The sequence below is a fragment of the Paramagnetospirillum magneticum AMB-1 genome (genome assembly GCF_000009985.1).
GTDB lineage: Bacteria > Pseudomonadota > Alphaproteobacteria > Rhodospirillales > Magnetospirillaceae > Phaeospirillum > Phaeospirillum magneticum.
The window spans coordinates 2,269,360-2,293,014 of record NC_007626.1; the positions used below are offsets into that span (position 1 = coordinate 2,269,360).

Annotated in this window: 24 protein-coding genes and 1 pseudogene; 12 read left to right on the top strand and 13 right to left on the bottom strand. The window is 66.1% G+C overall.

Annotation, left to right across the window (positions count from 1 at the left end; translation table 11 throughout):
• Positions 1-55 precede the first annotated feature (55 nt).
• The 11 genes from AMB_RS10565 to AMB_RS10615 form a co-directional block, all read right to left on the bottom strand.
• On the bottom strand, positions 56-829 hold the full coding sequence (locus AMB_RS10565; RefSeq protein ID WP_011384493.1) for an ABC transporter ATP-binding protein: 774 nt from the start codon (positions 827-829) through the stop codon (positions 56-58).
• Positions 830-831: 2 nt separating this feature from the next.
• Entirely contained in the window at positions 832-1,608 is a 777-nt protein-coding gene (locus tag AMB_RS10570; RefSeq protein ID WP_011384494.1) for an MlaE family ABC transporter permease, read from the bottom strand.
• Entirely contained in the window at positions 1,605-2,720 is a 1,116-nt protein-coding gene (gene alr / locus AMB_RS10575) for an alanine racemase (protein WP_043744158.1), read from the bottom strand. The genes AMB_RS10570 and alr overlap by 4 nt, the downstream gene beginning before the upstream one ends.
• A gap of 64 nt (positions 2,721-2,784) precedes the next feature.
• Positions 2,785-3,381 carry a hypothetical protein gene (locus AMB_RS10580; protein WP_011384496.1) on the bottom strand — a complete coding sequence of 199 codons (597 nt, stop codon included), beginning with the start codon at positions 3,379-3,381 and terminating at the stop codon, positions 2,785-2,787.
• A 14-nt stretch (positions 3,382-3,395) separates the two neighbouring features.
• On the bottom strand, positions 3,396-4,916 hold the full coding sequence (locus AMB_RS10585; protein WP_043744162.1) for a replicative DNA helicase: 1,521 nt from the start codon (positions 4,914-4,916) through the stop codon (positions 3,396-3,398).
• Positions 4,917-5,049: 133 nt separating this feature from the next.
• Positions 5,050-5,613 carry a 50S ribosomal protein L9 gene (gene rplI / locus AMB_RS10590; protein WP_011384498.1) on the bottom strand — a complete coding sequence of 188 codons (564 nt, stop codon included), beginning with the start codon at positions 5,611-5,613 and terminating at the stop codon, positions 5,050-5,052.
• 1 nt (position 5,614) lies between these two features.
• Entirely contained in the window at positions 5,615-5,872 is a 258-nt protein-coding gene (locus AMB_RS26420) for a hypothetical protein (RefSeq protein WP_043744165.1), read from the bottom strand.
• Positions 5,824-6,567 (bottom strand): hypothetical protein, encoded by a 744-nt coding sequence (locus AMB_RS10600; protein ID WP_011384500.1) that lies wholly within the window; start codon positions 6,565-6,567, stop codon positions 5,824-5,826. Before AMB_RS10600 ends, AMB_RS26420 begins: the two co-directional genes overlap by 49 nt.
• Before the next feature lie 22 nt (positions 6,568-6,589).
• The gene (rpsR, locus tag AMB_RS10605; RefSeq protein ID WP_011384501.1) at positions 6,590-6,868 is read right to left on the bottom strand and encodes a 30S ribosomal protein S18; all 279 of its coding nucleotides are present in this window, start codon (positions 6,866-6,868) and stop codon (positions 6,590-6,592) included.
• Positions 6,868-7,302, bottom strand: coding sequence for a 30S ribosomal protein S6 (gene rpsF / locus AMB_RS10610; protein ID WP_011384503.1), 435 nt, complete (start codon positions 7,300-7,302; stop codon positions 6,868-6,870). The genes rpsR and rpsF overlap by 1 nt, the downstream gene beginning before the upstream one ends.
• 155 nt (positions 7,303-7,457) lie before the next feature.
• On the bottom strand, positions 7,458-9,623 hold the full coding sequence (locus AMB_RS10615) for a methyl-accepting chemotaxis protein (protein WP_050750694.1): 2,166 nt from the start codon (positions 9,621-9,623) through the stop codon (positions 7,458-7,460).
• 303 nt (positions 9,624-9,926) lie between these two features.
• Here AMB_RS10615 and fabD point away from each other — a divergent pair, with 303 nt between their 5' ends.
• The 5 genes from fabD (at position 9,927) to mltG (ending at position 14,377) form a co-directional block, all read left to right on the top strand.
• On the top strand, positions 9,927-10,868 hold the full coding sequence (gene fabD / locus AMB_RS10620) for an ACP S-malonyltransferase (protein ID WP_011384505.1): 942 nt from the start codon (positions 9,927-9,929) through the stop codon (positions 10,866-10,868).
• Between the two features lie 16 nt (positions 10,869-10,884).
• Positions 10,885-11,622, top strand: a complete 738-nt coding sequence (fabG, locus tag AMB_RS10625; protein WP_011384506.1) for a 3-oxoacyl-[acyl-carrier-protein] reductase — start codon at positions 10,885-10,887, stop codon at positions 11,620-11,622.
• A 142-nt stretch (positions 11,623-11,764) separates the two neighbouring features.
• A complete protein-coding gene (locus tag AMB_RS10630) occupies positions 11,765-11,998 on the top strand; it encodes an acyl carrier protein (protein WP_008615764.1) in 234 nt (77 codons plus the stop codon).
• Between the two features lie 81 nt (positions 11,999-12,079).
• Positions 12,080-13,333 (top strand): beta-ketoacyl-ACP synthase II, encoded by a 1,254-nt coding sequence (gene fabF / locus AMB_RS10635; RefSeq protein WP_043744173.1) that lies wholly within the window; start codon positions 12,080-12,082, stop codon positions 13,331-13,333.
• Between the two features lie 69 nt (positions 13,334-13,402).
• The gene (mltG, locus tag AMB_RS10640; RefSeq protein ID WP_011384508.1) at positions 13,403-14,377 is read left to right on the top strand and encodes an endolytic transglycosylase MltG; all 975 of its coding nucleotides are present in this window, start codon (positions 13,403-13,405) and stop codon (positions 14,375-14,377) included.
• Between the two features lie 56 nt (positions 14,378-14,433).
• Here mltG and glgC read toward each other — a convergent pair whose 3' ends face one another.
• Positions 14,434-15,723 carry a glucose-1-phosphate adenylyltransferase gene (glgC, locus tag AMB_RS10645; RefSeq protein WP_011384509.1) on the bottom strand — a complete coding sequence of 430 codons (1,290 nt, stop codon included), beginning with the start codon at positions 15,721-15,723 and terminating at the stop codon, positions 14,434-14,436.
• Positions 15,724-15,894: 171 nt separating this feature from the next.
• Between glgC and glgA the strand changes: the two genes are divergently transcribed.
• From glgA to grxD, 7 genes and pseudogenes are all read left to right on the top strand, one after another.
• On the top strand, positions 15,895-17,379 hold the full coding sequence (gene glgA, locus AMB_RS10650; RefSeq protein WP_011384510.1) for a glycogen synthase GlgA: 1,485 nt from the start codon (positions 15,895-15,897) through the stop codon (positions 17,377-17,379).
• On the top strand, positions 17,376-18,341 hold the full coding sequence (gene glk / locus AMB_RS10655) for a glucokinase (protein WP_011384511.1): 966 nt from the start codon (positions 17,376-17,378) through the stop codon (positions 18,339-18,341). The genes glgA and glk overlap by 4 nt, the downstream gene beginning before the upstream one ends.
• Positions 18,342-18,460: 119 nt before the next feature.
• A complete protein-coding gene (locus tag AMB_RS10660) occupies positions 18,461-18,961 on the top strand; it encodes a hypothetical protein (protein WP_231849045.1) in 501 nt (166 codons plus the stop codon).
• Positions 18,962-19,042: 81 nt separating this feature from the next.
• On the top strand, positions 19,043-19,732 hold the full coding sequence (purQ, locus tag AMB_RS10665) for a phosphoribosylformylglycinamidine synthase subunit PurQ (protein ID WP_043744175.1): 690 nt from the start codon (positions 19,043-19,045) through the stop codon (positions 19,730-19,732).
• Positions 19,729-21,934: pseudogene (gene purL, locus AMB_RS10670) on the top strand (phosphoribosylformylglycinamidine synthase subunit PurL). Before purQ ends, purL begins: the two are co-directional and overlap by 4 nt.
• Positions 21,935-22,108: 174 nt before the next feature.
• Entirely contained in the window at positions 22,109-22,366 is a 258-nt protein-coding gene (locus tag AMB_RS10675) for a BolA family protein (protein ID WP_011384515.1), read from the top strand.
• A gap of 83 nt (positions 22,367-22,449) precedes the next feature.
• The gene (grxD, locus tag AMB_RS10680) at positions 22,450-22,779 is read left to right on the top strand and encodes a Grx4 family monothiol glutaredoxin (RefSeq protein WP_011384516.1); all 330 of its coding nucleotides are present in this window, start codon (positions 22,450-22,452) and stop codon (positions 22,777-22,779) included.
• Between the two features lie 273 nt (positions 22,780-23,052).
• Here the strand turns inward: grxD and AMB_RS10685 are convergent, their stop codons facing one another.
• Complete coding sequence (locus AMB_RS10685; RefSeq protein ID WP_011384517.1) at positions 23,053-23,496, bottom strand: hypothetical protein; 444 nt, start codon at positions 23,494-23,496, stop codon at positions 23,053-23,055.
• Positions 23,497-23,655 lie beyond the last annotated feature (159 nt).

Here is a 23,655-nt window from a genome sequence, read left to right on the forward strand (position 1 = left end):
CCAGTTAGGGCAACAATCCTACAGAATTTCCGTTCTATGGCAATGGTCCAGGGGGCTACGCCCTGAGCTCCATGGTGATCGGTCCCACGGCGCGGCCGTGGATGAACTGATCCACGTATTCGTTGCCGGAATGGTCGATGTCCTTGGCCGGGCCGACCCAGATCAGGCGGCCCTTGTACAGCATGGCGATGCGGTCGGAGATCTTGCGGGCCGAGGCCATGTCGTGGGTGATGCTGAGCGCCGTGGCGCCCACTTCCTTGCAGCACTTGACGATCAGATCGTTGATCACGTCGGCCATGATGGGATCGAGGCCGGTGGTGGGCTCGTCGAAGAAGATGATTTCCGGGTTGGTGGCGATGGCGCGGGCCAAAGACACGCGCTTTTGCATGCCGCCCGACAGCTCCGACGGCGACAGCTCGCCGGTGGAGGCGGCAAGGCCCACCTGAGCCAGCTTCTCGATGGCGATGTCGCGGGCCTTGGCGCGCTCCATCTTCTGGCCCTGGATCAGGCCGAAGGCCACGTTCTCCCACACCTTGAGCGAGTCGAACAGCGCACCGCCCTGGAACAGCATGCCGAACTTTTTCATGATCCGGTCGCGGTCCTTGGGCCCCATGCCGACCACGTCCTCGCCGTCGATGCGGATGGAGCCGCTCTCGGGGCGCAGCAGGCCCAGGATGCATTTCAGCATCACCGACTTGCCGGTGCCCGATCCGCCGATCACCACCACGGATTCACCCCTGGCGACGCTGAGGTCGATGCCGTCCAGCACCACCTTGGGGCCGAAGGCCTTGTGCACGCCCGTCAGTTCGATCTTCGGCACGCTGGTCATGGTCATTTCCCGAAGAACATGGCGGTGATGACGTAGTTGAACACCAGGATCATGATGGCCGCCGACACCACCGCGTTGGTGGTGGCCGCGCCGACGCCCTGGGCGCCGCCCTTGGAGTAATAGCCGTTGTAGCAGCCCATGAGCGTGATCAGGAAGCCGAACACGGCGGCCTTGGTCAGGCCCGAGATCACATCCAGCGGCTCGAGGAATTCCCAGGTGCGGGCGATATAGGTGGCCGAGTTGAAGCCCAGCTTGTAGACGCCGACGATATAGCCGCCGAACACGCCGATGATGTCGGCGATCAGCACCAGGAAGGGCAGCATCAGGGTGCCGGCCAGGATGCGCGGCGCCACCAGATACTTGAAGGGATTGGTCGACAGCGTGGTCAGGGCATCGATCTGCTCGGTGACGCGCATGGTGCCGATCTCGGCGGCCATGGAGGCGCCGATGCGCCCCGCCACCATCAGCCCGGCCAGCACCGGGGCCAGTTCGCGGGTCACCGAGAGGACCACCACCGTGGCCACGGCGCCCTCGGCGGCAAAGCGCGAGAAGCCGGAATAGGATTGCAGCGCCAGCACCATGCCGGTGAATACGGCGGTCAGGCCGACCACGGGCAGCGAGAAATACCCGATCTCGATGAACTCGCGCAGGATCAGCCGGGGATAGAAGGGCGGGCGGACGGTGTGCGACACCGCCATGGCGGTAAAGGCCGACAGCCGGCCCACATGGGCGAGAAACGCCAGAAAGACCCGGCCGACGGGAGCGAGAACATTGCTCATGAGGCGGCGCCCTCGGTGCCGATCCAGCGACGGAGATGGCGGCGTCCCAGGGCGGTCAGAACCTCGTAGCCGATGGTGTCGGCCTCGGCGGCCAAATGGTCGGGGCCGTAACCGGGGCCGATCAACTGGATCAACCCGCCGGGATGGGCGCTCTCCACCGGGACGTCGGTGACGTCGAAGGTGGTCAAATCCATGGAAACCCGTCCGACCACCGGCACCTTCACCCCCCCGATCATGCCATGTCCGCGATTGGAGAGGGACCGGAACCAGCCATCGGCATAGCCGACGGCCACGATGGCCAGCCGCCGCTTCCCCTCGACGCGGTGGGTGGCACCATAGCCAACGGTCTGGGGGCTGTCAACGTCACGGACCTGGACGATTTTTCCTTCCAGTTTAATCACTTGGCTCATGGGATTGGGGCGGCCCGGCATGGGATTGAGCCCGTAGAGGGCCGCGCCGGGCCGCACCATTCCAAGATGAAAGCCCCGGCCCAGGAAAATGCCCGACGACGCGGCGATGGACTGGGGCAGGGCGGGCAGATGCGAGGCCAGCCGACGCAGGGTGGTTAACTGGCGGGCGTTCATGGGCGAATCGCTGTCGTCGGCGCAGGCCAGATGGCTCATCACCAGAATGGGGCGCATGGCGGCCAGGATCTCCGGCTTGGCGGCCAGACGCTCCAACTCCGGCTCGGACAGGCCCAGGCGGCTCATGCCGGTGTCGATATGGATGGCCACGGCGGGGGCGCCGCTGCCCTTCTTGGCGAAGCTGGCCCAGCCGGTCATCTGGGACAGGGAGTTCAGGACGGGGATCAGTCCGTGGGCGGCGAACTCGGCCTCGTCACCGCCCATAGGCCCGCTGAGCACGTGAATCATGGCCCCCGGCAGCAGGCGGCGCAACGCGATGCCTTCATTGACGCAGGCGACGAAGAACGAACGGCAGCCGGCGGCGAACAGGGCGGGGGCGATGCGGTCCATCCCCAAGCCGTAGCAGTCGGCCTTGACCACGGCGGAGGCCTCGGCAGGGGCCACCAGGGCGGACAGCCGTTTCCAGTTGGCGACGATGGCCGCCACGTCGATGGTCAGCAGGGCGGTGGCGCGGGCAAGATCGGTCATGGTCCGTCCAGGCAAAGGGGAGAGCGCACCATCCCTCTCTTCGCTCGGGAAAACAAGTCCCTGTTCAGCGAAGGCGCAAGTAGCGGCGCAGTTGCCAGACGCCCAGCCCGGCACAGGCCGCTCCGGCCAAGGCGATGACACCGGCGACGGCGCCCAGGATCAGGCTGATGCTGACATCCGCCGACCGGGAGCCGGTGGCGTCCAATCCGATGGCGAGGGCCTGCCGAATCAGGTCGATGGCGGGACGGCCCGCGATCCACGCGGTCGGCAAGCCGATGGTCAGGAGAATGATGGCCTGGGCCAGGGTCAGGCGCGGCGACGGCGCTCCGATCCTGGGGAGGCTCTGCCGCAAGGCCAGGGTACGGCGCAGGCCGTAGCGGAATTTCCAACTGCCGGAGAAGGCGGGCAGGGTCGGATGATGGCGCAGCAAGGCGGCGATGGCCTGCTCGGGCAGATCGGGAGCGCGGCGAATGGCGGCGATCCGTTCCGCCTCGGACATGTCCGGGTGCGCCTCTTTCAGATCCCGGAGCAGGCTGTCGGCGGCCGCTTTGACCAGGGGGCCGCACAGGCGTTCATTGATGACATTGTACCCCACGGCGAACAGGGCCAGGACGGGGAGGATGAAGGCATAAGGGTCCGCCAGAAACGTCAGGTCGGGCACGATGCGCCTCCTTCTCAGTATCCCGGCGGCTCTTCGTAATGGTCGCTGGCCGCCAGGTTGCCGAACTTGGTGTATTCGCCCTGGAAGGCCAGGCGTACGGTGCCGACCGGGCCGTGACGCTGCTTGGCGATGATCACCTCGGCGGTGTTGTGGACCTCTTCGCAGCGCTCCATCCACTTGGCGTGGCGTTCGTTGAACTTTTCCTGGGCCTCTTCCGGGCGCTGGCCCGGCTCGGCGCGTTCCAGGTAGTACTGTTCGCGGAACACGAACATCACCACGTCGGCGTCCTGCTCGATGGAGCCGGATTCGCGCAGATCGGCCAGTTGGGGGCGCTTGTCCTCGCGCTGCTCGACGGCGCGCGACAACTGGGAAAGGGCGATCACCGGCACCGACAATTCCTTGGCCAGGGCCTTCAGGCCGCGGGTGATCTCCGACACTTCCTGCACGCGGTTCTCGGAATTGGACGACGAGCCACGCAGAAGCTGCAGGTAGTCGATGACGATCAGGCCCAGGCCGTGTTGGCGCTGCAGACGGCGCGCCCGGGTGCGCACCGCCGAGATGGACAGGGCCGGCGTGTCGTCGATGAACAACGGCAGGCGGTGCAGGTTCTGGGCGGCGACCACCAGCTTCTCGAATTCCTCGTTGGACATCTCGCCCTGGCGGATCTTGTGGCTGTTGATCTCGGCCTGCTCGGCCAGGATACGGGCCGCCAGCTGTTCCGACGACATTTCCAGGGAGAAGAAGGCGGTGATGGCGCCGTCGACGCCCTTCTTGCGGCCCAGGGCGTCCACCTCTTCCTTGTAGGCATAGGCGGCGTTGAAGGCGATGTTGGTGGCCAGGGCGGTCTTGCCCATGGAAGGACGCCCGGCCAGGATGATCAGGTCGGAATCGTGCAGGCCGCCCAGCTTGGCGTCCATGTCGATCAGGCCGGTGGGCACGCCGGACAGCTTGCCCTGGCGCTTGTGCGCGGCCTCGGCGCTGGCCACGGCGCTGATCAGGACGGTTCGGAAATCCTCGAATCCGCCTTCGGTCTGGCCGGTGGTGGCCAGATCATAGAGCTTGGCCTCGGCCTTGCCGATCTGGTCCATGGCCGGCACGTCCAGATCGGGCGCGAAGGCGTCGTTGACCATGTCCTCGCCCATGCCGATCAGCGAGCGGCGCAGATGCAGGTCGAAGATCAGCTTGCCGTAATCCTCGGCATTGATCACCGAGACCACGGCATTGGCCAGTTGGGCGAGGTAATTGGTGCCGCCGATTTCGGCCAGCCCGCCGTCGTTTTCGAACCAGGTCTTCAGCGTCACCGGGTTGGCCATCTGGCCGCGCTCGATCAGCTTGCCGCAGGTGGCGAAGATACGCCCGTGCACCGGGTCGGCGAAGTGTTCGGGCTTGAGGAATTCCGAGACGCGCTCGAAGGCACGGTTGGACAGCAGGATGGCGCCCAGCAGGGCCTGCTCCGCCTCGTAATTGTGAGGGGGCACGCGAAAGCCGATACCCTCGGCGGGGGCGGCGGGATGGTCTGGGAGCATCGAGGTCATGACCCGGGCATGTTAGCAGAAGCGCTGCGCTTGCGCGGGCTTATCCGCCTGTGGATAAGGTGGATAACGGGGAAAAGAAAACGGCGGCCGGAGCGAATGTCCGACCGCCGTAACCTTGAAGCGATGTCGAGCCTTAGGCCTCGGCGGCTTCCGAGGTCTCCTCGGCGGCCACGTCTTCCTCGGCCGGAGCCTCCTCGGCTTCCACAACCTCGGCGGCAGCCGCGGCGGCGGCGGCGGCGCGCTCGGCTTCCTCGGCGGAGCGGGCGACGTTGATGGTCACCACCACCGACACTTCCGGATGCAGCGAAACGCGCACGCCGTAAGAGCCGAGGGTCTTGATCGGCTGATCAAGGTTGACCATGCGACGCTCGATGGTGAAGCCGGCGGCCTTGACGGCGTCGGCCACGTCCTTGCCCGACACCGAGCCGTAGAGCATGCCGCTCTCGCCCGCCTGACGGACCATCAGTACCGACAGGCCGGTCATCTTGTCGGCGACGGCCTGAGCTTCGTCGCGGCGCTTGAGGTTCAGGGCCTCGAGCTGGACGCGCTGCTTCTCGAAGAAGGCCAGGTTGGCCTTGGAGGCGCGCAGCGCCTTCTTCTGGGGCAGCAGAAAATTGCGGGCAAAGCCGGGCTTGACGTTGACCACGTCGCCCATCTGGCCCAGCTTCTCGATCCTCTCGAGCAGGATGACTTCCATCTTATTCCTCCTTGCCGCCGCCGCTTGATTCGGCGCGGCGGAATCTCGTCATGAACCTCACCAGTCCCAAGCCGGCCACGGGAACGAACACCCAGTCCGAGGCCAGGAACAGACCTCCATACATCGCCGCGAGATAGAGTCTCGCGTTAGGCCGGCCAGCGACCCATCCGTGCACCGCCGCCAGACCCAGAAGGCCGAACGGCATCAGCGTCACCACCACCGCGCTGCGGGCCAGATAGCCAAGGTCACCCTCGGCCATGGCCCCGGTCGCCGCCGCGGTCGCCAGCACCATCCCCAGCCACAGCGGAAGCTCGAGCTCCCGATATGCCGGAGTGGGCCGCCGGTTCCTGCCGAGACGCACCAGGAAGCCTGGGCCGTCACGGCGTTCACCACCGCCATCGCCAACCACGAGCCGGCGACCATGGCCGGGAAGAACGGGACCCACCAAGCGGCCGCAGCCTTGCGCTGCTCGTTGGTGAGATCGGGGGCCATCATTTCCAGGGTGCGTCCGATGGTATCGGCGACCCAGGCCTGAAGGCTTCCATTCTCCACGCCGTCCGGTCGGTCCGGGACCAGGATCGCGCCGATCACCATCAGCGCCAGCCCGATTCCGGTCAGCCAGCTCAGCACCAGACCCGGCGGATACCATTCGACATCATTGCTGGCGCTGGTGCGCCACAACGATGCCTGACGGACGACCACCAGGCTTGGCAGCAAGACCACCACGGCGAAGGGCAGGGGGGCGAACCCGCCTGCCGTCAGCGCCACGGCGGCCGTCGCGGCCAGACTTGCCAACAGAACCGCTCCGTTGCCCCGGTAGAGCCCCACCATCATCAGAGGGAGGGGCGCCAGGTAGGAGAGCAGCATTCCGGCGGCAAAGCCTTTTGCCAGCGACAGGAACAGGAGTGAAGACACCAGTCCTGCCGCCAGCGGAACGCCAAACGACCTGGTCACGGCGACCCGGCCGAACCTAAGCTCACTTCACCACGTAGGGCAGCAGACCCAGGAAGCGGGCGCGCTTGATGGCCTGGGCCAGTTCACGCTGCTTCTTGGCGGACACCGCGGTGATGCGCGACGGGACGATCTTGCCACGCTCGGAAATGAACCGAGACAGCAGCTTGATGTCCTTGTAATCGATCTTCGGCGCACCCTCGCCCGAGAACGGGCAGGTCTTGCGGCGGCGGAAGAACGGACGACGCTGGGCTCCGCCAGCGGCGGCGGCGGGGCGGGGACGCTCGGTCTTGACCTCGGTCATTATTCGCCTCCTTCCATACGGCGGGGTTCACGGTCACGGCGCGGACGATCCTCGCGGTCGTCGCGGCGCGGACGGTCATCGCCCTCGCCACGGCGGGGACGGTCGTCACGGGACTTGGACTGCATCATGGCCGACGGACCCTCTTCGAGTTCCTCGACGCGGATGGTCAGGGTGCGCAGCACGTCTTCATTGATCGACATCTGGCGCTCCATCTCCTTCACGGCGGCGGAGGGCGCATCGATGTTCAGCAGGACGTAGTGGCCCTTGCGGTTCTTCTTCACCCGGTAGGCGATGTTGCGCAGACCCCAGTACTCCTTCTTGGAGACCGAGCCGCCGCCCTGGGTGATGATGTTGGAGAGTTCCTCGGTCAGGGTTTCCACCTGGGGGGTGGAGATATCCTGGCGCGCGATGAACACGCATTCGTACAACGACATTCGAAAACCCCTTATGGCTTTTCTCTTCCCATATCGTCCCCAATGGACGAACAGGCATAGCCGTTACCCCCTTTCGGGAGCCGGCAAGGGTTGGAAGGGGCGCACTATACACAAATGGATTCGGGATGCAAGCGTGCCGCTTCGGGAAAATCAGGTCAGGCGGGTTGCATCTCCGGCGTCAGGGCCATGTCCAGGCTCTCCGCCGCCGGGCGGGGCTGCACGACGGAGGCGGTGCTTCGGGGCTGCGGCTCCGGGCGTGGCACCTGGCGGCGGTCCACCTCGGGGGCGGCGGTGCGCACCACCCGGTTGAGCACCAGTCCCAGTTCACCCACCTGCGCGGCCATCTCGCCCAGCAAGGCGGTGACCGAAGTGGCTTCGGCGCCGCTGCGCCGCGCCTCGTCGGCCACGACGATGATGCGCTCGGTCACCTCGCGGGCCGCTTCGGCCGATTGATGGACGTTGCGGGCGATTTCGCCGGTGGCGGCGTCCTGCTCCTCGACGGCGGCGGCCACCGAACTGGCGATGGTCTCCACCTTGCGGATGACGCCGACGGTGGCCGAGATGGCTTCGCCCACATGGGCGGCCATGGCCTTCAACTCCTCGATGCGGCCGGCGATCTCGCCGGTCTGGCCGCCGGTCTGGTCGGCGAGGCGCTTGACCTCCGAGGCCACCACGGCAAAGCCCTTGCCCGCTTCGCCGGCCCGGGCCGATTCGATGGTGGCGTTGAGGGCGAGCAGCCGGGTCTGGCCGGCAATGGCGGCGATCATCGCCACCACGGTGTCGATGCGGCTGACGGCGTCCAGCAAGGTGGCGACGGTGGTATTGGCATCGTCGGCGGCGACCACCGCTTCGGCCACCAGGGAGGACGACGAGGCGACCTGACTGGCGATCTCGCGGATGGAGGCGGTCAGTTCCTCGGCGGCGCCGGCCACGGTCTGGGCGTTGGCCAGGCTCTGCTCGGCGGCGGCCGCGACCCGCTGGGAATTATCCTCGACCCGTATGGCCGAAGCCGCCATGCTTTCGGCGGCGCTGACCGCCTGACGGCTGCCGCCTTCCACCTTGGCGACCACCTGGCCGGTCTCGGTCTCGATGGTCGAGGCCATGGCCTGCAGGGCGGCGCGGCGTTCGGCTTCGGCCAGGGCGCGGGCGCGCTCCTGCTCCTCCTCCAGCCGGGCCACGGCGGCGGCATTCTCCTTGAACACCGCCACGGCGCGGGCCATGTCGCCGATTTCGTCTCCCCGGTCTCCGCCCGTCACCTGGACGGAGAGGTCGCGTTCGGCCAACCGCAGCATGGCGGTGGTGAGATCGCCGACCGGGCGGGTGATGGAGCGGGTCAGCACGATCACCACCGCGGCGCCGGCGGCCAGGGCAAGCACCAGCGCCGCGGTGATGGCGGCGGCGGCCCGCGCTGCCTCGGCCCGGATGGCGGCGATGCCGGCCGACAGATCGGCGGCCAGGGCATCCTCGACGCCCTTCATCAGGTCAATGCGGCGGGTGGCGGCGGTGAACCAGCGTTCGGGCGTCAGGTCGCCGGGGGCTCCGTCCAGGATCAGCTTGCGATATCCGGCCACCTCGGTGGCGGCCGACGATTCCAGCACCGTCTGCAGGGCGCGGCGCTGGGCGGGGAGGGCGCGCACGGCATAGGCGCGAATATGGGTGTCCTGCACCGCGGCCAAGGCGGCGATGCGCTGGCGGAAGCCCTCGTCCAGGCCGGCGGTCAGGGCGGCGGCGCCGGTGGCGCGCTCGATGCCGGCGTTCTCCTTGGCCCGCATCAGCTCCAGATAGGCGGCGATCAGGTTGCCGGTCTCCTGGCCGGTCTCGGTGGCCGTCAGCTTTTCGGCCACTCCCAGCAGCGATTCGATCAGCACGGAATAGCGCCCCACCGCCTGCGGCGCGGTCAGGTCCTGGCGGTCCACCGAGCCGCGCAGCGCCTGAAGGCCGCCCAGGTCGCGGTTCGCCTTATCGATGCTCCAGGCCAGTTCTTCGCCAATTCCGTCGCCCAAGCCCCCCATGGCTCCCGACAGGGTGGCGAGGCGCGGATTGGTCGTCTCCATCTGCTTGCCGCGTTCGCCCGCCATGCGAGCGCCCTTGGATGCCAGGAAGGCCGAGGACAGTCCGCGTTCCTTTTGCAGCTCATGGACGGTGGCGCCGATCTCGATGGTCAGCCCGGCCAGCCGGCCGGTGCGCTCGGCCTTGTCCATCTCGCGGAACTTGTCGAGATCGATCATGGTGGCCGACACGACCGCCGCCATGGCCGGCAACAGAATGGCCAGCCAGACCCGCCGGCCGATCTTCAAGTTGGACGTCAGTGCCGCAATCATCAATTTCCCCCCCGCTTGCCTGGAACGACACGGCGATCTCCCTGCGCCGCGTCACTCCTTCACATGTCCTCGGCAACCGGCAATACGAGCATTTAAAATGCCGACTGCCGGAAAGTGGTGGGAAGATTACCATCGGCAATATGGGTATTGGAACGACATCTTTTTTGGGCAGAGGCTTGCTTGTGCCTAGAAAACGGGCCGGTCCCCAGGGCGGAATTCGTCCGCCGAGCAGGCGACGCTTGACAGGGAAGGGGGCCTTCGCCTTTCTTCTCGCCCACCAATGGATTTGAGGGGAGTTTCTCCATGACCCGCGCGTTCGTCTTTCCCGGCCAGGGGTCCCAGGCCGTCGGTATGGGCCGCGAATTGGCCGAGGCCTTTCCGGTGGCCCGCCAGCTGTTCCAGGAAGTGGACGACGCCCTGTCGCAGAATCTGTCGGCTCTGATGTTCGAAGGGCCCGAGGATCAGCTGACGCTGACCGAGAACGCCCAGCCCGCCCTGATGGCGGTGTCCCTGGCGGTGGTCCGCGTGCTGGAGGCCGAGGGGACGTTCGAACTGGCCAAGGCCGCCACCTTCGTCGCCGGTCATTCGCTGGGCGAGTATTCGGCGCTGGCGGCCGCCGGCACCTTCTCGGTGGCCGATACGGCCCGTCTCTTGAAGATTCGCGGTCAGGCCATGCAGAAGGCCGTGCCGGTGGGCGTCGGCGCCATGGCCGCCCTGCTGGGCTCGGAGCTGGAGCAGGCCCGCGAGATCGCCGCCCTGGCCGCTGAAGGCGAGGTCTGCGAGGCCGCCAACGACAACGGCGGTTCGCAGGTCGTGCTGTCCGGCCACAAGGCCGCCGTCGATCGCGCCATCAAGATCGCCGCCGAGAAGGGCATCAAGCGGGCTATTCCCCTGCCCGTGTCCGCCCCCTTTCATTGCGCCCTGATGCAGCCCGCCGCCGATGCCATGCAAGATGCCCTGGCCGAGGTGGTGATGAAGGCGCCGCGGGTTCCCCTGGTGGCCAATGTCACCGCCGCCAAGGTGACCGATCCCGCCGACATCCGCGACCTGCTGGTACGTCAGGTGACCGGGACCGTACGTTGGCGCGAAAGCGTTCTGTTCATGAAGGCCGAGGGGGTCGCGTCGCTGGTCGAGCTTGGCTCGGGCAAGGTGCTGGGCGGTCTGGCCAAGCGCATCGACAAGGAGCTGTCGGGCTCTTCGGTGGGCGCGCCCGCCGACATCGAAGCCTTCTTGAAGTCTCTTTAAGTTAGGGGGAACGTCAATGTTCGATCTTACCGGCAAGACCGCCCTGGTCACCGGTGCCTCCGGCGGCATCGGCGGCGCCATCGCCAAGGCCCTGCATGCCCGTGGCGCCACCGTCGGCCTGCACGGCACCCGGCGCGAGGCTCTCGACGCCCTGGCCGCCGAACTGGGCGAGCGCGTCCATGTGCTGCCCGCCAACCTGTCCGACGCCGCCGCCGTCGAGCAACTGGCCAAGGATGCCGAGGCCGCCATGGGCTCGGTGGATATCCTGGTCAACAATGCCGGCCTGACCAAGGACGGCCTGGTGCTGCGCATGAAGGACGAGGACTGGCAGACGGTGCTGGACGTCAACCTGACCGCCGCCTTCCGCCTGTCGCGCGCCGCCGTCAAGGGGCAGATGAAGCGCCGCTGGGGCCGCATCATCAACATCACCTCCATCGTCGGCGTCACCGGCAATCCCGGTCAGGTCAACTATGCCGCCTCCAAGGCCGGCATGATCGGCATGAGCAAGGCCCTGGCCCAGGAAGTGGCCAGCCGCAACATCACGGTGAATTGCGTCGCGCCGGGCTTCGTCAGCTCGGCCATGACCGACGTGCTGTCCGACGAGCAGAAGACCAAGCTGAACGCGGGAATTCCCGCCGGGCGCATGGGCACCGCCGACGAGATCGCCGCCGCCGTGGTCTATCTCGCCAGCGCCGAGGCCGCTTACGTGACGGGCCAGACGCTCCACGTCAACGGCGGCATGGCGATGATTTAAAAGGTGTCAAAAATAGGGCCGCCGGTGCTGGCAATGGCTAAAAAAGTATGGTACAGACGGGCACTTTCCGCCTGTCGGGGCCAATGGCACCCAGGTGGGTTAAACAGTTTTCCCATAGACGAGACTTGTCGAGGATTCGCAAATGAGTGACGTGGCTGAACGGGTTAAGAAGATCGTCGTCGAGCATCTGGGCGTGGAAGAGGCCAAGGTGACCGAGAACGCCTCCTTCATCGATGACCTGGGCGCCGACAGCCTCGACACCGTCGAGCTGGTGATGGCCTTCGAAGAAGAATTCTCCGTCGAGATCCCCGATGACGCCGCCGAGAAGATTCTCACGGTGAAGGACGCCATCGACTTCATCACGGCGAATTCCTAATCGGTTTTCCGGATGCCGGGCCGCTCAGGTTGGCCCGGCGTCTCTTCATCTGTCCCAGACACTTCCGAAAGCCAGGGTTCCATGAGACGTGTCGTCGTCACCGGCCTCGGCCTGACCACTCCGCTCGGTAACGGTGTCAATATCAACTGGGAGCGTCTGATCGCCGCCCAGTCCGGTATCCGCCGTATCGACGCCTTCGATGTTTCCGATCTCGCAGCCCAGATCGCCGGCGTGATTCCGCGCGGCACCAATCCGGGCGAGCTGGACCTTGACTCGGTTGCTTCCGCCAAGGATCGGCGCCGCATGGACGATTTCATCGTCTATGGTCTGGCCGCCGCTGCCGAAGCGGTTGAGGATTCCGGCTGGAAGCCGATGGATTCCGAATCGCAGGAACGGACCGGCGTGATGATTGGCTCGGGCATCGGTGGTCTGCCGAATATCGCCGATGGTGCCGTGACGCTGGAGAAATCCGGCCCGCGCCGCATCAGCCCCTTCTTCATTCCCGCCGCCCTGATCAATCTGGTCTCGGGCCATGTCTCCATCCGCTACGGCTTCAAGGGGCCGAACCATGCGGTGGTGACCGCCTGCGCCACGGGCGCCCACGCCATCGGCGATGCGGCCCGTCTGATCATGTTCGATGACGCCGACGTGATGATCGCCGGCGGCACCGAGGCGGCCGTTCATCGTCTGGGCATTGCCGGCTTTGCCGCCGCCAAGGCCCTGTGCACCAGCTACAACGATCGTCCGACCGAGGCGTCCCGCCCCTGGGACAAGGATCGTGACGGCTTCGTCATGGGCGAGGGTGCCGGCATCGTCGTCCTGGAAGAGCTTGAGCACGCCAAGAAGCGCGGCGCCAAGATCTATGGCGAGGTGATCGGCTACGGCATGTCCGGCGACGCCCACCACATCACCGCTCCCGCCGAGGACGGCAATGGCGCCGTGCGCGCCATGCGGGCCGCCATCAAGCGGGCCGGGATCGCGCTCGACGAGATCGACTACGTCAATGCTCACGGCACCGCCACCATGGGCGATACCATCGAGCTGGGCGCCGTCAAGCAGGTGTTCGGCGACCACGCCTACAAGCTGTCCATGTCGTCCACCAAGTCGGCCATCGGCCACCTGTTGGGCGCCGCGGGCGCGGTGGAAGCCATCTACTCTCTGCTGGCCATCCGCGATCAGGTCGCGCCGCCGACCCTCAATCTGCATAATCCGGATGAGGGCTGCGACATCGACCTGGTGCCGCTGAAGGCCAAGGAGCGCAAGATCAAGGTGGCGCTGTCCAACTCGTTCGGGTTCGGCGGCACCAACGCTTCGCTGGTTCTGCGCGGCTACTGAGCGGCTTGACCGTTTTTCGGCAAGGCCCCCGGTCATCCGGGGGCCTTTGTCTTGCCTGGAGGGTGAGGAATGAAGCCCTGGATGAAAATCGTCGCCGCCGTTCTGGCCGTGATCGTGCTGGCGGCCGGGTGGCTCGCCTGGGACGGCCATCGCCGCTTCACCGCGCCGGGGCCGCTGTCCAGGCCGGTGACGGTGATCATCCCCAAGGGCTCGGGCACCGAACTGATTGCCCAGTCCCTGGAGGGGGCGGGAGTGATTTCCTCCCGCACCGTCTTCGCCCTGGGCGTCAAGCTGCGCCGCGCCACCCTCAAGGCCGGTGAATACGCCTTTCCCGCCCAGGTGTCGCCGGAAGAGGCCATGCGCATCATCGCCGAGGGCAAGGTGGTGATCCACAAGCTGACCGTGGCCGAGGGGCTGACCGTGCGCCAGGTGCTGGATCTGGTGCGCGAGGCGGATTTCCTGTCCGGTCCCGTCAGCCGCAAGGTGGCCGAAGGCCGCCTGCTGCCCGAGACCTGGCACATGACCCGCGACGAGATGCGCGACGACGTGATCGCCCGCATGGAAAAGGCCATGGCCCAGACCCTGGACGTGCTGTGGGTGGCGCGTGCCCCCGGCCTGCCGCTGAAGAGCAAGGACGAGGCCCTGATCCTCGCCTCCATGGTGGAGCGCGAGACGGCGGTGGATGCCGAGCGGGCCAAGGTGGCGGCGGTGTTCTACAACCGCCTCGCCAAGGGCATGCGGCTGCAGTCCGACCCTACGGTGATCTATGGCGTGTCGGAAGGGCTGGGCGAGTTGGACCACCCGCTCACCCGCGCCGAGTTGCAAACCAACCACCCCTGGAACACCTACACCATCGACGGAATGCCCAAGACCCCCATCGCCAATCCCGGCCGGGCCTCGCTGGAGGCGGTGCTGCACCCGGCCAAGACCGATGCCCTGTACTTCGTCGCCGATGGCACCGGCGGCCATGCCTTCGCCCGCACCCTGGACGAGCACAACGCCAACGTGGCGCGCTGGCGCCAGATCGAGAAGGCGGGGAAGTAGGGGGAAAGGGCGAAGGGACTCGTCCCTTCGCGCATCCCTGTTGGTTTTGGAGGGGGTTAGGCCCCCAACAGCTTCAACTTCTCCGCCGTCACCAGGGTGATGCCCTTTTCGGTGCGGTGGAAGCGCTTGGCGTCCAGCACCGGGTCCTCGCCCACCACCAGGCCGGGGGGCACCACGACGCCCTGATCGACGATGCAGCGCTTGAGGCGGGCGTGGCGGCCGATATCCACGTTGGGCAGGATCACGGCGTCTTCCACCACGCAGAACGAGTTGACGCGCACATTGGAGAACAGCATGGAGCGCCGCACCACGGCGCCCGAGACGATGCAGCCGCCGGCCACCAGGGAATCCACCGCCATGCCGCGCCGGTGCTCGGAATCGAACACGAACTTGGCGGGGGGCGATTGCGGCTGGTCGGTCCAGATGGGCCAGCTCTCGTCATAGAGGTTGAGCGCCGGGGTCACCGTGGTGAGGTCGATATTGGCCTCCCAATAGGCATCGATGGTGCCGACGTCGCGCCAGTAGTGTTCGCGCGCGCCCTCGTGCATGACGCACGAATCCTGGAAGTGGTGGGCGATGACCCGGTGGCTCTTGACCAGGGAGGGGATGATGTCCTTGCCGAAATCGTGGCTGGTTTCGGGATTGATGGAATCCTTTTGCAGCAGATCGAACAGCAATTGGGCATTGAAGATATAGATGCCCATGCTGGCCAGGGCCTGGTCGGGATGGCCGGGCATGGGCTGGGGGTGGTCGGGCTTCTCGTCGAAGCGGATGACCCGGTCGTCCTCGTCCACAGCCATGACGCCGAAGCCCTTGGCGGTTTCCAGGGGCACCTCGATACAGGCGACGGTGACGTCGGCCCCGGCGGCCAGGTGATGGGCCAGCATCTTGCCGTAATGCATCTTGTAGACGTGGTCGCCGGCCAGGACCAGCACGTGCTCGGGCCGGTGGGCGTGGATGATGTCCAGGTTCTGGAACACCGCGTCGGCGGTGCCTTTGTACCAATTCTCGCCCTGGGTACGCTGCTGGGCGGGCAGCAGTTCGATGAACTCGTTGAACTCGCCCCGCAGGAAGCCCCAGCCGCGCTGGATATGCTGCAGCAGGGAATGGGCCTTGTACTGGGTCAGCACCCCAATGCGGCGGATGCCGGAATTGATGCAGTTGGACAGCGTGAAGTCGACGATGCGGAACTTGCCGGCGAAGGGGATGGCCGGCTTGGCGTGCCAGTCGGTGAGGTCCATCAGGCGCGAGCCGCGCCCGCCCGCCAGGATCAGCGCCAGGGTCTTGCGCAGGCGGTCATTGACCTCGATATCGATGGCGGTGCCGCGTTCGGTGGGATCAAACATTCATCACCCCTTGGACGTTCTTCATTGGCACAGACGGTGCCACATTCCCCCTGCCGGTACAATCGCGGGGGCCGGGATACCGCCATGTGTCGCAACACCCTCTCTCGACGGCGGCCCTAATCCGGGATAGGCTGAAGGTCGGAGTGCTTCAACCTCCGAACGGGGTTTCCCATGCGCGTTCTCTTCGCTTCCTCAGAAGTGTTTCCCCTGGTCAAGACCGGGGGCCTTGCCGATGTGTCTGGCGCGCTGCCCGCCGCCCTGGCCGCAGCCGGCGAGGATGTCCGCATCCTGCTGCCCGGCTATCCCGATGCCATCAAGGCGTCCGGCGCCAAGAAGGCCGTGGGCTCGCTGGGCGATCCCTTTGGCCTGGGGGCCGAGGCGACTCTGCTTTCGGGCAAGCTGCCCGGCAGCGGCGTGCCCGTCTGGCTGGTGGATTGTCCCGCCCTGTTCGAGCGCGCCGGCGGTCCCTACCAGGACCCGCAGGGCCGCGACTGGCCCGACAACGCCTTGCGTTTCGCCCTGCTGTCGTGGACTGCCGCCCATCTGTGCACCGAGAACAGCCCGGTCAAGTGGCGGCCGCAGGTGCTGCACGCCAATGACTGGCAGACCGGTCTGGCCCCGGCCTATCTGCACGCCTGGAGCCCTGCCCAGCGTCCGGCGACGGTGTTCACCATCCACAACATCGCCTATCAGGGCCAGTTTCCCCGCGACCTGGTGCCGCGTCTCGGCTTCCCGCCCGAGATGTATGCCATGGACGGGTTCGAGTATTACGACACGCTGTCCTTCCTCAAATCGGGTCTGTTCTATTCCGACCGCATCACCACGGTCAGCCCGCGCTATGCCAAGGAGATCCAGACCCCGGCCTTCGGCTGCGGCATGGAGGGTCTGCTGGCCCATCGCGCCGCGGATCTGACCGGCATTCTCAACGGTGCCGATTACGAGGTCTGGAACCCGGCGGCCGATACCCATCTCGATCATGCCTTCACGCCCGGCGATGCGGCGGGCAAGGCCTGCAACAAGGCGGCGCTTCAGGCGGAACTGGGGCTGTCCCAGGCCCCGGACGCGCCGCTGATGGTCATCGTCAGCCGTCTGAACGATCACAAGGGCATGGATCTGGTCCTGGCCGCTCTGCCCAATATCCTGAAGATGGGCGCCCAGGTGGCGGTGGTGGGAACCGGCGACCGGCCGCTGGAGGATGGTTTCCGGGCGGCGGCGGCGGCCCATCCCACCCAGGTGGCGGCGCGCATCGGCTATTCCGAGCCCCTGGCCCATCGCATGATGGCGGGCGGCGACATGCTGCTGATGCCGTCGCGCTTCGAGCCCTGCGGTCTGACCCAGTTCTACGCCTTCCGCTACGGCACGGTGCCGGTGGCCCATGCCACGGGCGGGCTGGCCGATACCCTGGTGGATACCGGCTACGACACCCTGATGACCGGCAAGGCCAACGGCTTCGTGTTCGAGCATTCCAACGTCGGCGCCTTCCAGTGGGCGGTAGAGCGGGCCGTGGGCCTCTATGCCAAGAAGGATCAGTGGACCCGCATCGTCAAAGCCTGCAACGCCCAGGATTTCGGCTGGGGCCGCTCGGCGGGGCTTTACCGGGACCTCTACAAGTCGCTGACCGGCAATGGTGGCGGCAAGGGGAAGAAGAAGGCATGAGTCAAATGGTGCTTGTCGCCGATATCGGCGGCACCCATGCCCGTTTCGCCCTGATGGGGCCGGACGGCGAGGCGGTCAACCCGGTGGTGCTGCGCTGTGCCGATTACGACGGTCCGGCTCCAGCCATCAAGGCCTACCTCGCCGAGCATGCCGGCGGCGTGGCGCCCAAAGGCGGCGCCTTCGCCGTGGCCTCGGTGATCGACGGCGACCGCATCGAGCTGACCAATTCCCCCTGGCGCTTCTCCATCGCCGAGACCCGGCAGGCGGTTGGTCTTCAGCGTCTGGAGGTGGTCAACGACTTCACCGCCGTGGCCCTGTCGGTCCGTCATCTGAAGCCCGAGCACCTGATGTCCGTCGGTGGAGGAATGCCCGAGGCGGGGCTGCCCATCGCCGTGCTGGGGCCGGGGACCGGCCTGGGGGTTTCGGCCCTGATTCCGTCGGCTTCGGGGGAATGGACGGCCCTGGCCACCGAGGGCGGCCACGTCACCATGGCCGCCGCCACCGAGCGCGAGGCCCGTATTCTCGACCGCCTGCGGACTCAGTTCGACCACGTCTCGGCCGAGCGGGTGCTGTCGGGCCAGGGGCTGGTCAACCTCTATCAGGCGGTGGCGGCCCTGTCCGGACATCAGGCGGTGTTCTCCACCCCCGACGTCATCACCAAGCGGGGGCTGGACGGCTCGTGCCCCGTCAGCCGCGAGGCGGTGGAGGTCTTCTTCGCCATGATGGGCACCGTGGCGGGCAATCTGGCGCTGTCGCTGGGGGCCAAGGGTGGCGTATTCATCGCCGGCGGCATCCTGCCGCGCATGGCCGAGGCCTTCCGCCTGTCGTCGTTTAGGACGCGCTTCGAGGCCCATGGGCGGTTCCAGCCCTATCTCGCCGCCATCCCCACCTGGCTGATCACCCATCCGCTGCCCGCCTTCGTCGGGCTGGCCGGATTGGTGACCGATCCTAAAAACGCATAGGCTCATTCCACTCCAGCACTTGTATCGCGACGCAATATGCACGATATCTGAATTATCGAGGCATGTTCACGAGTCCCGTCATGTTGGTGTCCGCGTTCCGTACCGGTGAGTTCGAAGGGATGGCCCCTCGCGGGAATGCGGCGGTGCTGCGCATCTGCGACCCTACCGACGACTGGCGGGTCGAGGGACGTGGGCTGGCCGGGGCCGGCTGGGGCGCCAGCCTGACCCTGGCGTTCTGGGACATGGATTCTTCGGCGCTGGGCGTCAAGGGGCACCTGATCACCCGCCTGTGGGGCCGTAATCGCGCCGTGTTCGAGGCCTTGGCCGGGCGCCTGTTCGGCACGGATATTCCCTGGCGGCCGTTCATCGCCGCCGATGCCATCGCCATCGCCGCCTTCGCCGATTCCCTGGCCGACAAGGGCATCGCCGAGCTTCTGGTGGTCTGCCGCAACGGCCGCGGCCGCTCCGGCACCGTGGGGCGCTGGCTGGCCCACCGCCTGGGAGCTCGCTTCGCCACCAGCGGCGACGACCGCGATTCCGGCTATATCCGCGAGACCCTCGACCGGATTGCCGGCTCCACTCCCAACCGCATCGAGCCGACACTGACCCAGGCGGCCTGAACAAGCGCCATCGGGACTGGAATCCAAATCGGTTCCGGGGTACACAGGGCCTTCCATTTCCCCTGCGTGAAGGCAACGCCCTTGAAAGCCGCCGTCATCGTATTTCCCGGCTCCAACTGCGACCGCGACGTCGCCGTGGCGCTGGAATCCAGCATGGGCTCCAAGCCCCTCATGGTGTGGCATCGCGACACCCAACTCCCCGACCTGGACCTGATCGTGGTTCCGGGCGGCTTTTCCTATGGCGACTATCTGCGCTGCGGCGCCATGGCGGCGCACTCGCCGATCATGCACGAGGTCAAGCGCCAGGCGGAGAAGGGCACAAGGGTGCTGGGCATCTGCAACGGCTTCCAGATCCTGACGGAGACGGGGCTGCTGCCGGGTGTGCTGATGCGCAACCGCAATCTCAAGTTCATCTGCAAGGATGTCTACCTGCGGGTCGAGAACGCCGGGACCGACTTCACCCGCAAGCACAAGCTGGGCGACGTGGTGCGCTATCCCATCGCCCACGCCGAGGGCAATTACTTCGCCGAGCCCGAGACCTTCCGCGCCATGGAGGGCAACGGCCAGGTGGCGTTCCGCTACTGCTCGAAGCATGGCGAGGTCTCGGATGCGGTCAATCCCAACGGGGCGCTGTCCAACGTGGCCGGAATCTACAACGAGGCCAAGACGGTGCTGGGCCTGATGCCCCACCCCGAGCGTCTGGCCGAGGACCTGCTGGGCGGGTCCGACGGCAAGAAGATGTTCGATTCCCTGGTGGAGGCGCTGCGATGAGCGATATTACCCCCGAAGTGATCGCCCAGCACGGCATCAAGCCCGACGAATACCAGAAGATCCTCGAGATCATGGGGCGTGAGCCCAATCTCACCGAACTGGGCATCTTCTCGGTGATGTGGTCCGAGCACTGCTCGTACAAGTCGTCGAAGAAGTGGCTTAAGACCCTGCCGACCAAGGCGCCGTGGGTGATCTGCGGCCCGGGCGAGAATGCCGGCATCATCGATATCGGCGACGGCCAGGCCATCGTCTTCAAGATGGAAAGCCACAACCACCCCAGCTTCATCGAGCCCTATCAGGGCGCGGCCACCGGCGTGGGCGGCATTCTGCGCGACGTGTTCACCATGGGCGCGCGGCCCATCGCCAACATGAACGCGCTGCGTTTCGGCGATCCGTCCCACCCCAAGACCCGCCATCTGGTGGCGGGCGTGGTGGCCGGCATCGGCGGCTATGGCAATTGCGTCGGTGTGCCCACCGTGGGCGGCGAGACCAATTTCCACCCCAGCTATAACGGCAACATCCTGGTCAACGCCATGACCGTGGGTCTGGCCGACAAGGACAAGATCTTCTACTCGGCCGCCGCCGGTATCGGCAATCCGGTGGTCTATTTCGGCTCGAAGACCGGCCGCGACGGCATCCACGGCGCCACCATGGCCTCGGCCGAATTCGACGAGAAGTCGGAGGAGAAGCGCCCACACCGTGCAGGTGGGCGACCCCTTCACCGAGAAGCTGCTGATCGAGGCCTGCCTGGAGCTGATGTCCACCGACGCCATCGTCGCCATTCAGGACATGGGCGCCGCCGGTCTGACCTCGTCCTCCTTCGAGATGGCCTCCAAGGGCGGCCTGGGCATCGAGATGGATCTCGACGCCGTGCCCATGCGCGAAGAGGGCATGACTCCCTACGAGATCATGCTGTCCGAAAGCCAGGAACGCATGCTGATGGTCCTCAAGCCCGGCCGCGAGGCCCTGGCCAAGGCCATCATGGACAAGTGGGAGCTGGACTTCGCCGTGGTGGGCGTGCTGACCGATTCCGGCCGCATGGTGCTGAAGCGCCACGGCGCGGTGGTGGCCGACCTGCCCATCGACCCGCTGGCCCTGGCCTCGCCCGAATACGACCGTCCCTGGACCGCGCCGGCCAAGCGCCCCGTGGTGGATGCCAAGGACGTCCCGGCCGTTTGCCCGGCCGAGGCGCTGAAGATCCTGGTGGCCTGCCCAGATCTGGCGTCGCGGCGCTGGATCTACTCCCAGTACGACCACATGGTGATGGGCGACACCGTGGGCCGTCCCGGCGGCGATGCCGCCGTGGTGCGCATCCATGGCACCGACAAGGCGGTGGGCATCACCACCGACGTGACGCCGCGCTATGTGCTGGCCGACCCTTATGAGGGCGGGCGGCAGGCGGTGGCCGAGGCCTATCGCAATCTGTCGGCGGTGGGCGCCCTGCCCATGGCCATTACCGATAATCTGAACTTCGGCAATCCGGAAAAGCCCGAGATCATGGGCCAGATCGTCGAGGCCATCCGCGGCATGGGCCAGGCCTGCACCGAGCTGGACTTCCCCGTGGTGTCGGGCAATGTCTCGCTCTACAACGAGACCCAGGGCAATGCTATCCTTCCCACCCCGGCGGTGGGCGGCGTCGGCCTGCTGGAAGACGTCTCCAAGGCGGTCTCCGTGCCGTTCAAGTCGGCGGGTTCCAACATCGTGCTGATCGGCGAGACCAAGGGCTGGCTGGGCGCGTCGCTTTACCTGCGCGAGATCGCCAAGCGCGAGGATGGCGCTCCGCCGCCGGTCGCCCTGCACCGCGAGCGCCGGGCCGGCGAGCTGGTCCGCCAGCTGATCGGCGATGGGCTGGTCCTCGCCTGCCACGACGTTTCCGACGGCGGCCTGCTGGTGGCGGTGGCCGAGATGTCCATGGCCTCGGATGGCCATATCGGTGCCCAACTGGACGCCCCCCATACCCTGCCGCTGCACGCCTGGTGCTTCGGCGAGGATCAGGGCCGCTACGTGCTGGAAGTGTCCGACAACGACCTGGCCAGCGTGCTGGAAGAGGCGGCCGAGCACGACACCACCGCCCGCGTCATCGGCAAGACCGGCGGCCACGTCATCAGCGTCGGCGGCCGCGCCGTGCCGGTCTCGGAACTGTTCGAGGCCAACGAAGGCTGGCTGCCCTCCTATATGGGCGAGGAAATGTCCGGCCACTGAGGTCTGGACCGTCCCTCGGTTCGAACACGGCGAAGGCCTCTTCATCCCCGGTGGGTGAGGGGGCCTTCTCTTTTTGCCGGTATCCCTTCCCGCCCAGGGGCCATAGCGCTGTTGCGGGCGCGAAATCCGCCCCGTATTGTGGAGGCGGAAGGGGATCTTTAGGAAAGACACGCCATGCCCATGGAAGCCAGTGAGATCGAAGCCCTGATCCGTCAGGGAATTCCCGACGCCCGGGTGATCATCGAGGATTTGAAAGGCGACGGCGATCACTACTCGGCCCTGGTGATCTCCGAGGCGTTTCGCGGCAAGAGCCGCGTCGCCCAGCACCAGATGGTCTTTGCCGCCATGCAGGGCAAGATGGGCGGCCAGTTGCACGCCATGGCGCTGCAGACCGCCACGCCCGACAACGCCCCCGATTTCGCCAAGGAGTAGGGTGCCGCGCTTGCGGTGCCGCCCCCGGCTGCCTACATCTCAACCACGGATCCAATCCGATCATTTCCGAGGAAGTTTGACCGATGAACAATCCCGTTTTCGACCGCATCCGCCAGGACCTGTCCGAGAATGATGTGGTTCTCTACATGAAGGGCACCCCCATGTTCCCGCAGTGCGGCTTTTCAGCCGCCGTGGTGCAGGTGCTGACCAATCTGGGCGTCAAGTTCAAGGGCATCGACATCCTGGTCGACCCCTCCCTGCGCGACGGCATCAAGCAGTTCACAAACTGGCCGACCCTGCCGCAGCTCTATGTGAAGGGCGAGTTCGTCGGCGGCTGCGACATCGTGCGCGAGATGGCCGAATCGGGCGAGCTGAAGCAGCTGATGACCGACAAGGGCGTCGCCACCGCCTGAAGCCTGCCCTGAGATGCAGATTTACGGCCCGGAAGCGATTCCGGGCCGTTTGCATTGGCGCCTGCCAATCCGGCTCTGGGACCGGACAAAAAACAACGGCCCGGAGTTTCCTCCGGGCCGTGTCGTCTTGCCGAGAGGCAAACCTTAGCGCGAATAGCACACGTTAAACGAGTAATATATTGACATTCGTGCGCTTTTTACGCCGGAAAAACTCATCAGCACATAACTTGTTATACGCCATAAGTATTTCAACCGGCCATCATCATTTTGCCGTCAGCCTTTCCGCAGCATGGCCAAGCGGTCCTTCTTCGCTGCGGCCATCGCCTTGTCCAGTTCCCCGGCCTTCACCGCCGCGATTAGCGTTTCCAGCACGCCGACCAACTGGCCGCGTTCGCCAACCTCAATGGCCGCCATTTCGCCGTTCAGCTTCAGCGGCCTGTTGCCGTAGCGCAGTTCCAAAAACCAAGTCCCGGTCACATCGTGCCAAAACCACTGCCGCAGCCGCTTGTTCTTCTCAAAGGCCACGCGCTCGCCGTTCTCGTCGGTCTTGTAGCGCGTCTGCTTCACCGCAAAGGCCGTGCCGCTGATCATGGCCTTGGCCAAAGCCAGTTGCTCGTCCAGATTGGCCAACATGCGTTCGCGCATGTGTTCCTCGACCGTCTTCTCCTCGACCTTGCGCGTCGCAGTGGTCAGCTTCAGTTTCGCCAAGTTCGCCATTTTCCCAATCTCCAAGCCGTTTCGCTTGCTGGATTGTAAAATGGTCCGCGTCAAAGGTCTGGCCGACTAATCACCTTCCGGTTGAAATTCTTGTCCTGTGGTCCAAGCCTTCGTATAGTGTAGTAGTGGCCGTGCTGACTGATTTTTCAGTCCCGGTTA

What these genes read in the sequence shown, in the direction of transcription:
- AMB_RS10565 (WP_011384493.1), bottom strand. Translation starts at nt 829, where the DNA reads ATGACCAGCGTGCCGAAGATCGAACTGACGGGCGTGCACAAGGCCTTC.
- AMB_RS10570 (WP_011384494.1), bottom strand. Translation starts at nt 1,608, where the DNA reads ATGAGCAATGTTCTCGCTCCCGTCGGCCGGGTCTTTCTGGCGTTTCTC.
- alr (WP_043744158.1), bottom strand. Translation starts at nt 2,720, where the DNA reads ATGACCGATCTTGCCCGCGCCACCGCCCTGCTGACCATCGACGTGGCG.
- AMB_RS10585 (WP_043744162.1), bottom strand. Translation starts at nt 4,916, where the DNA reads ATGACCTCGATGCTCCCAGACCATCCCGCCGCCCCCGCCGAGGGTATC.
- rplI (WP_011384498.1), bottom strand. Translation starts at nt 5,613, where the DNA reads ATGGAAGTCATCCTGCTCGAGAGGATCGAGAAGCTGGGCCAGATGGGC.
- AMB_RS26420 (WP_043744165.1), bottom strand. Translation starts at nt 5,872, where the DNA reads ATGGCCGAGGGTGACCTTGGCTATCTGGCCCGCAGCGCGGTGGTGGTG.
- rpsR (WP_011384501.1), bottom strand. Translation starts at nt 6,868, where the DNA reads ATGACCGAGGTCAAGACCGAGCGTCCCCGCCCCGCCGCCGCCGCTGGC.
- rpsF (WP_011384503.1), bottom strand. Translation starts at nt 7,302, where the DNA reads ATGTCGTTGTACGAATGCGTGTTCATCGCGCGCCAGGATATCTCCACC.
- AMB_RS10615 (WP_050750694.1), bottom strand. Translation starts at nt 9,623, where the DNA reads ATGATTGCGGCACTGACGTCCAACTTGAAGATCGGCCGGCGGGTCTGG.
- fabD (WP_011384505.1), top strand. Translation starts at nt 9,927, where the DNA reads ATGACCCGCGCGTTCGTCTTTCCCGGCCAGGGGTCCCAGGCCGTCGGT.
- fabG (WP_011384506.1), top strand. Translation starts at nt 10,885, where the DNA reads ATGTTCGATCTTACCGGCAAGACCGCCCTGGTCACCGGTGCCTCCGGC.
- AMB_RS10630 (WP_008615764.1), top strand. Translation starts at nt 11,765, where the DNA reads ATGAGTGACGTGGCTGAACGGGTTAAGAAGATCGTCGTCGAGCATCTG.
- fabF (WP_043744173.1), top strand. Translation starts at nt 12,080, where the DNA reads ATGAGACGTGTCGTCGTCACCGGCCTCGGCCTGACCACTCCGCTCGGT.
- mltG (WP_011384508.1), top strand. Translation starts at nt 13,403, where the DNA reads ATGAAGCCCTGGATGAAAATCGTCGCCGCCGTTCTGGCCGTGATCGTG.
- glgC (WP_011384509.1), bottom strand. Translation starts at nt 15,723, where the DNA reads ATGTTTGATCCCACCGAACGCGGCACCGCCATCGATATCGAGGTCAAT.
- glgA (WP_011384510.1), top strand. Translation starts at nt 15,895, where the DNA reads ATGCGCGTTCTCTTCGCTTCCTCAGAAGTGTTTCCCCTGGTCAAGACC.
- glk (WP_011384511.1), top strand. Translation starts at nt 17,376, where the DNA reads ATGAGTCAAATGGTGCTTGTCGCCGATATCGGCGGCACCCATGCCCGT.
- AMB_RS10660 (WP_231849045.1), top strand. Translation starts at nt 18,461, where the DNA reads ATGGCCCCTCGCGGGAATGCGGCGGTGCTGCGCATCTGCGACCCTACC.
- AMB_RS10675 (WP_011384515.1), top strand. Translation starts at nt 22,109, where the DNA reads ATGCCCATGGAAGCCAGTGAGATCGAAGCCCTGATCCGTCAGGGAATT.
- grxD (WP_011384516.1), top strand. Translation starts at nt 22,450, where the DNA reads ATGAACAATCCCGTTTTCGACCGCATCCGCCAGGACCTGTCCGAGAAT.
- AMB_RS10685 (WP_011384517.1), bottom strand. Translation starts at nt 23,496, where the DNA reads ATGGCGAACTTGGCGAAACTGAAGCTGACCACTGCGACGCGCAAGGTC.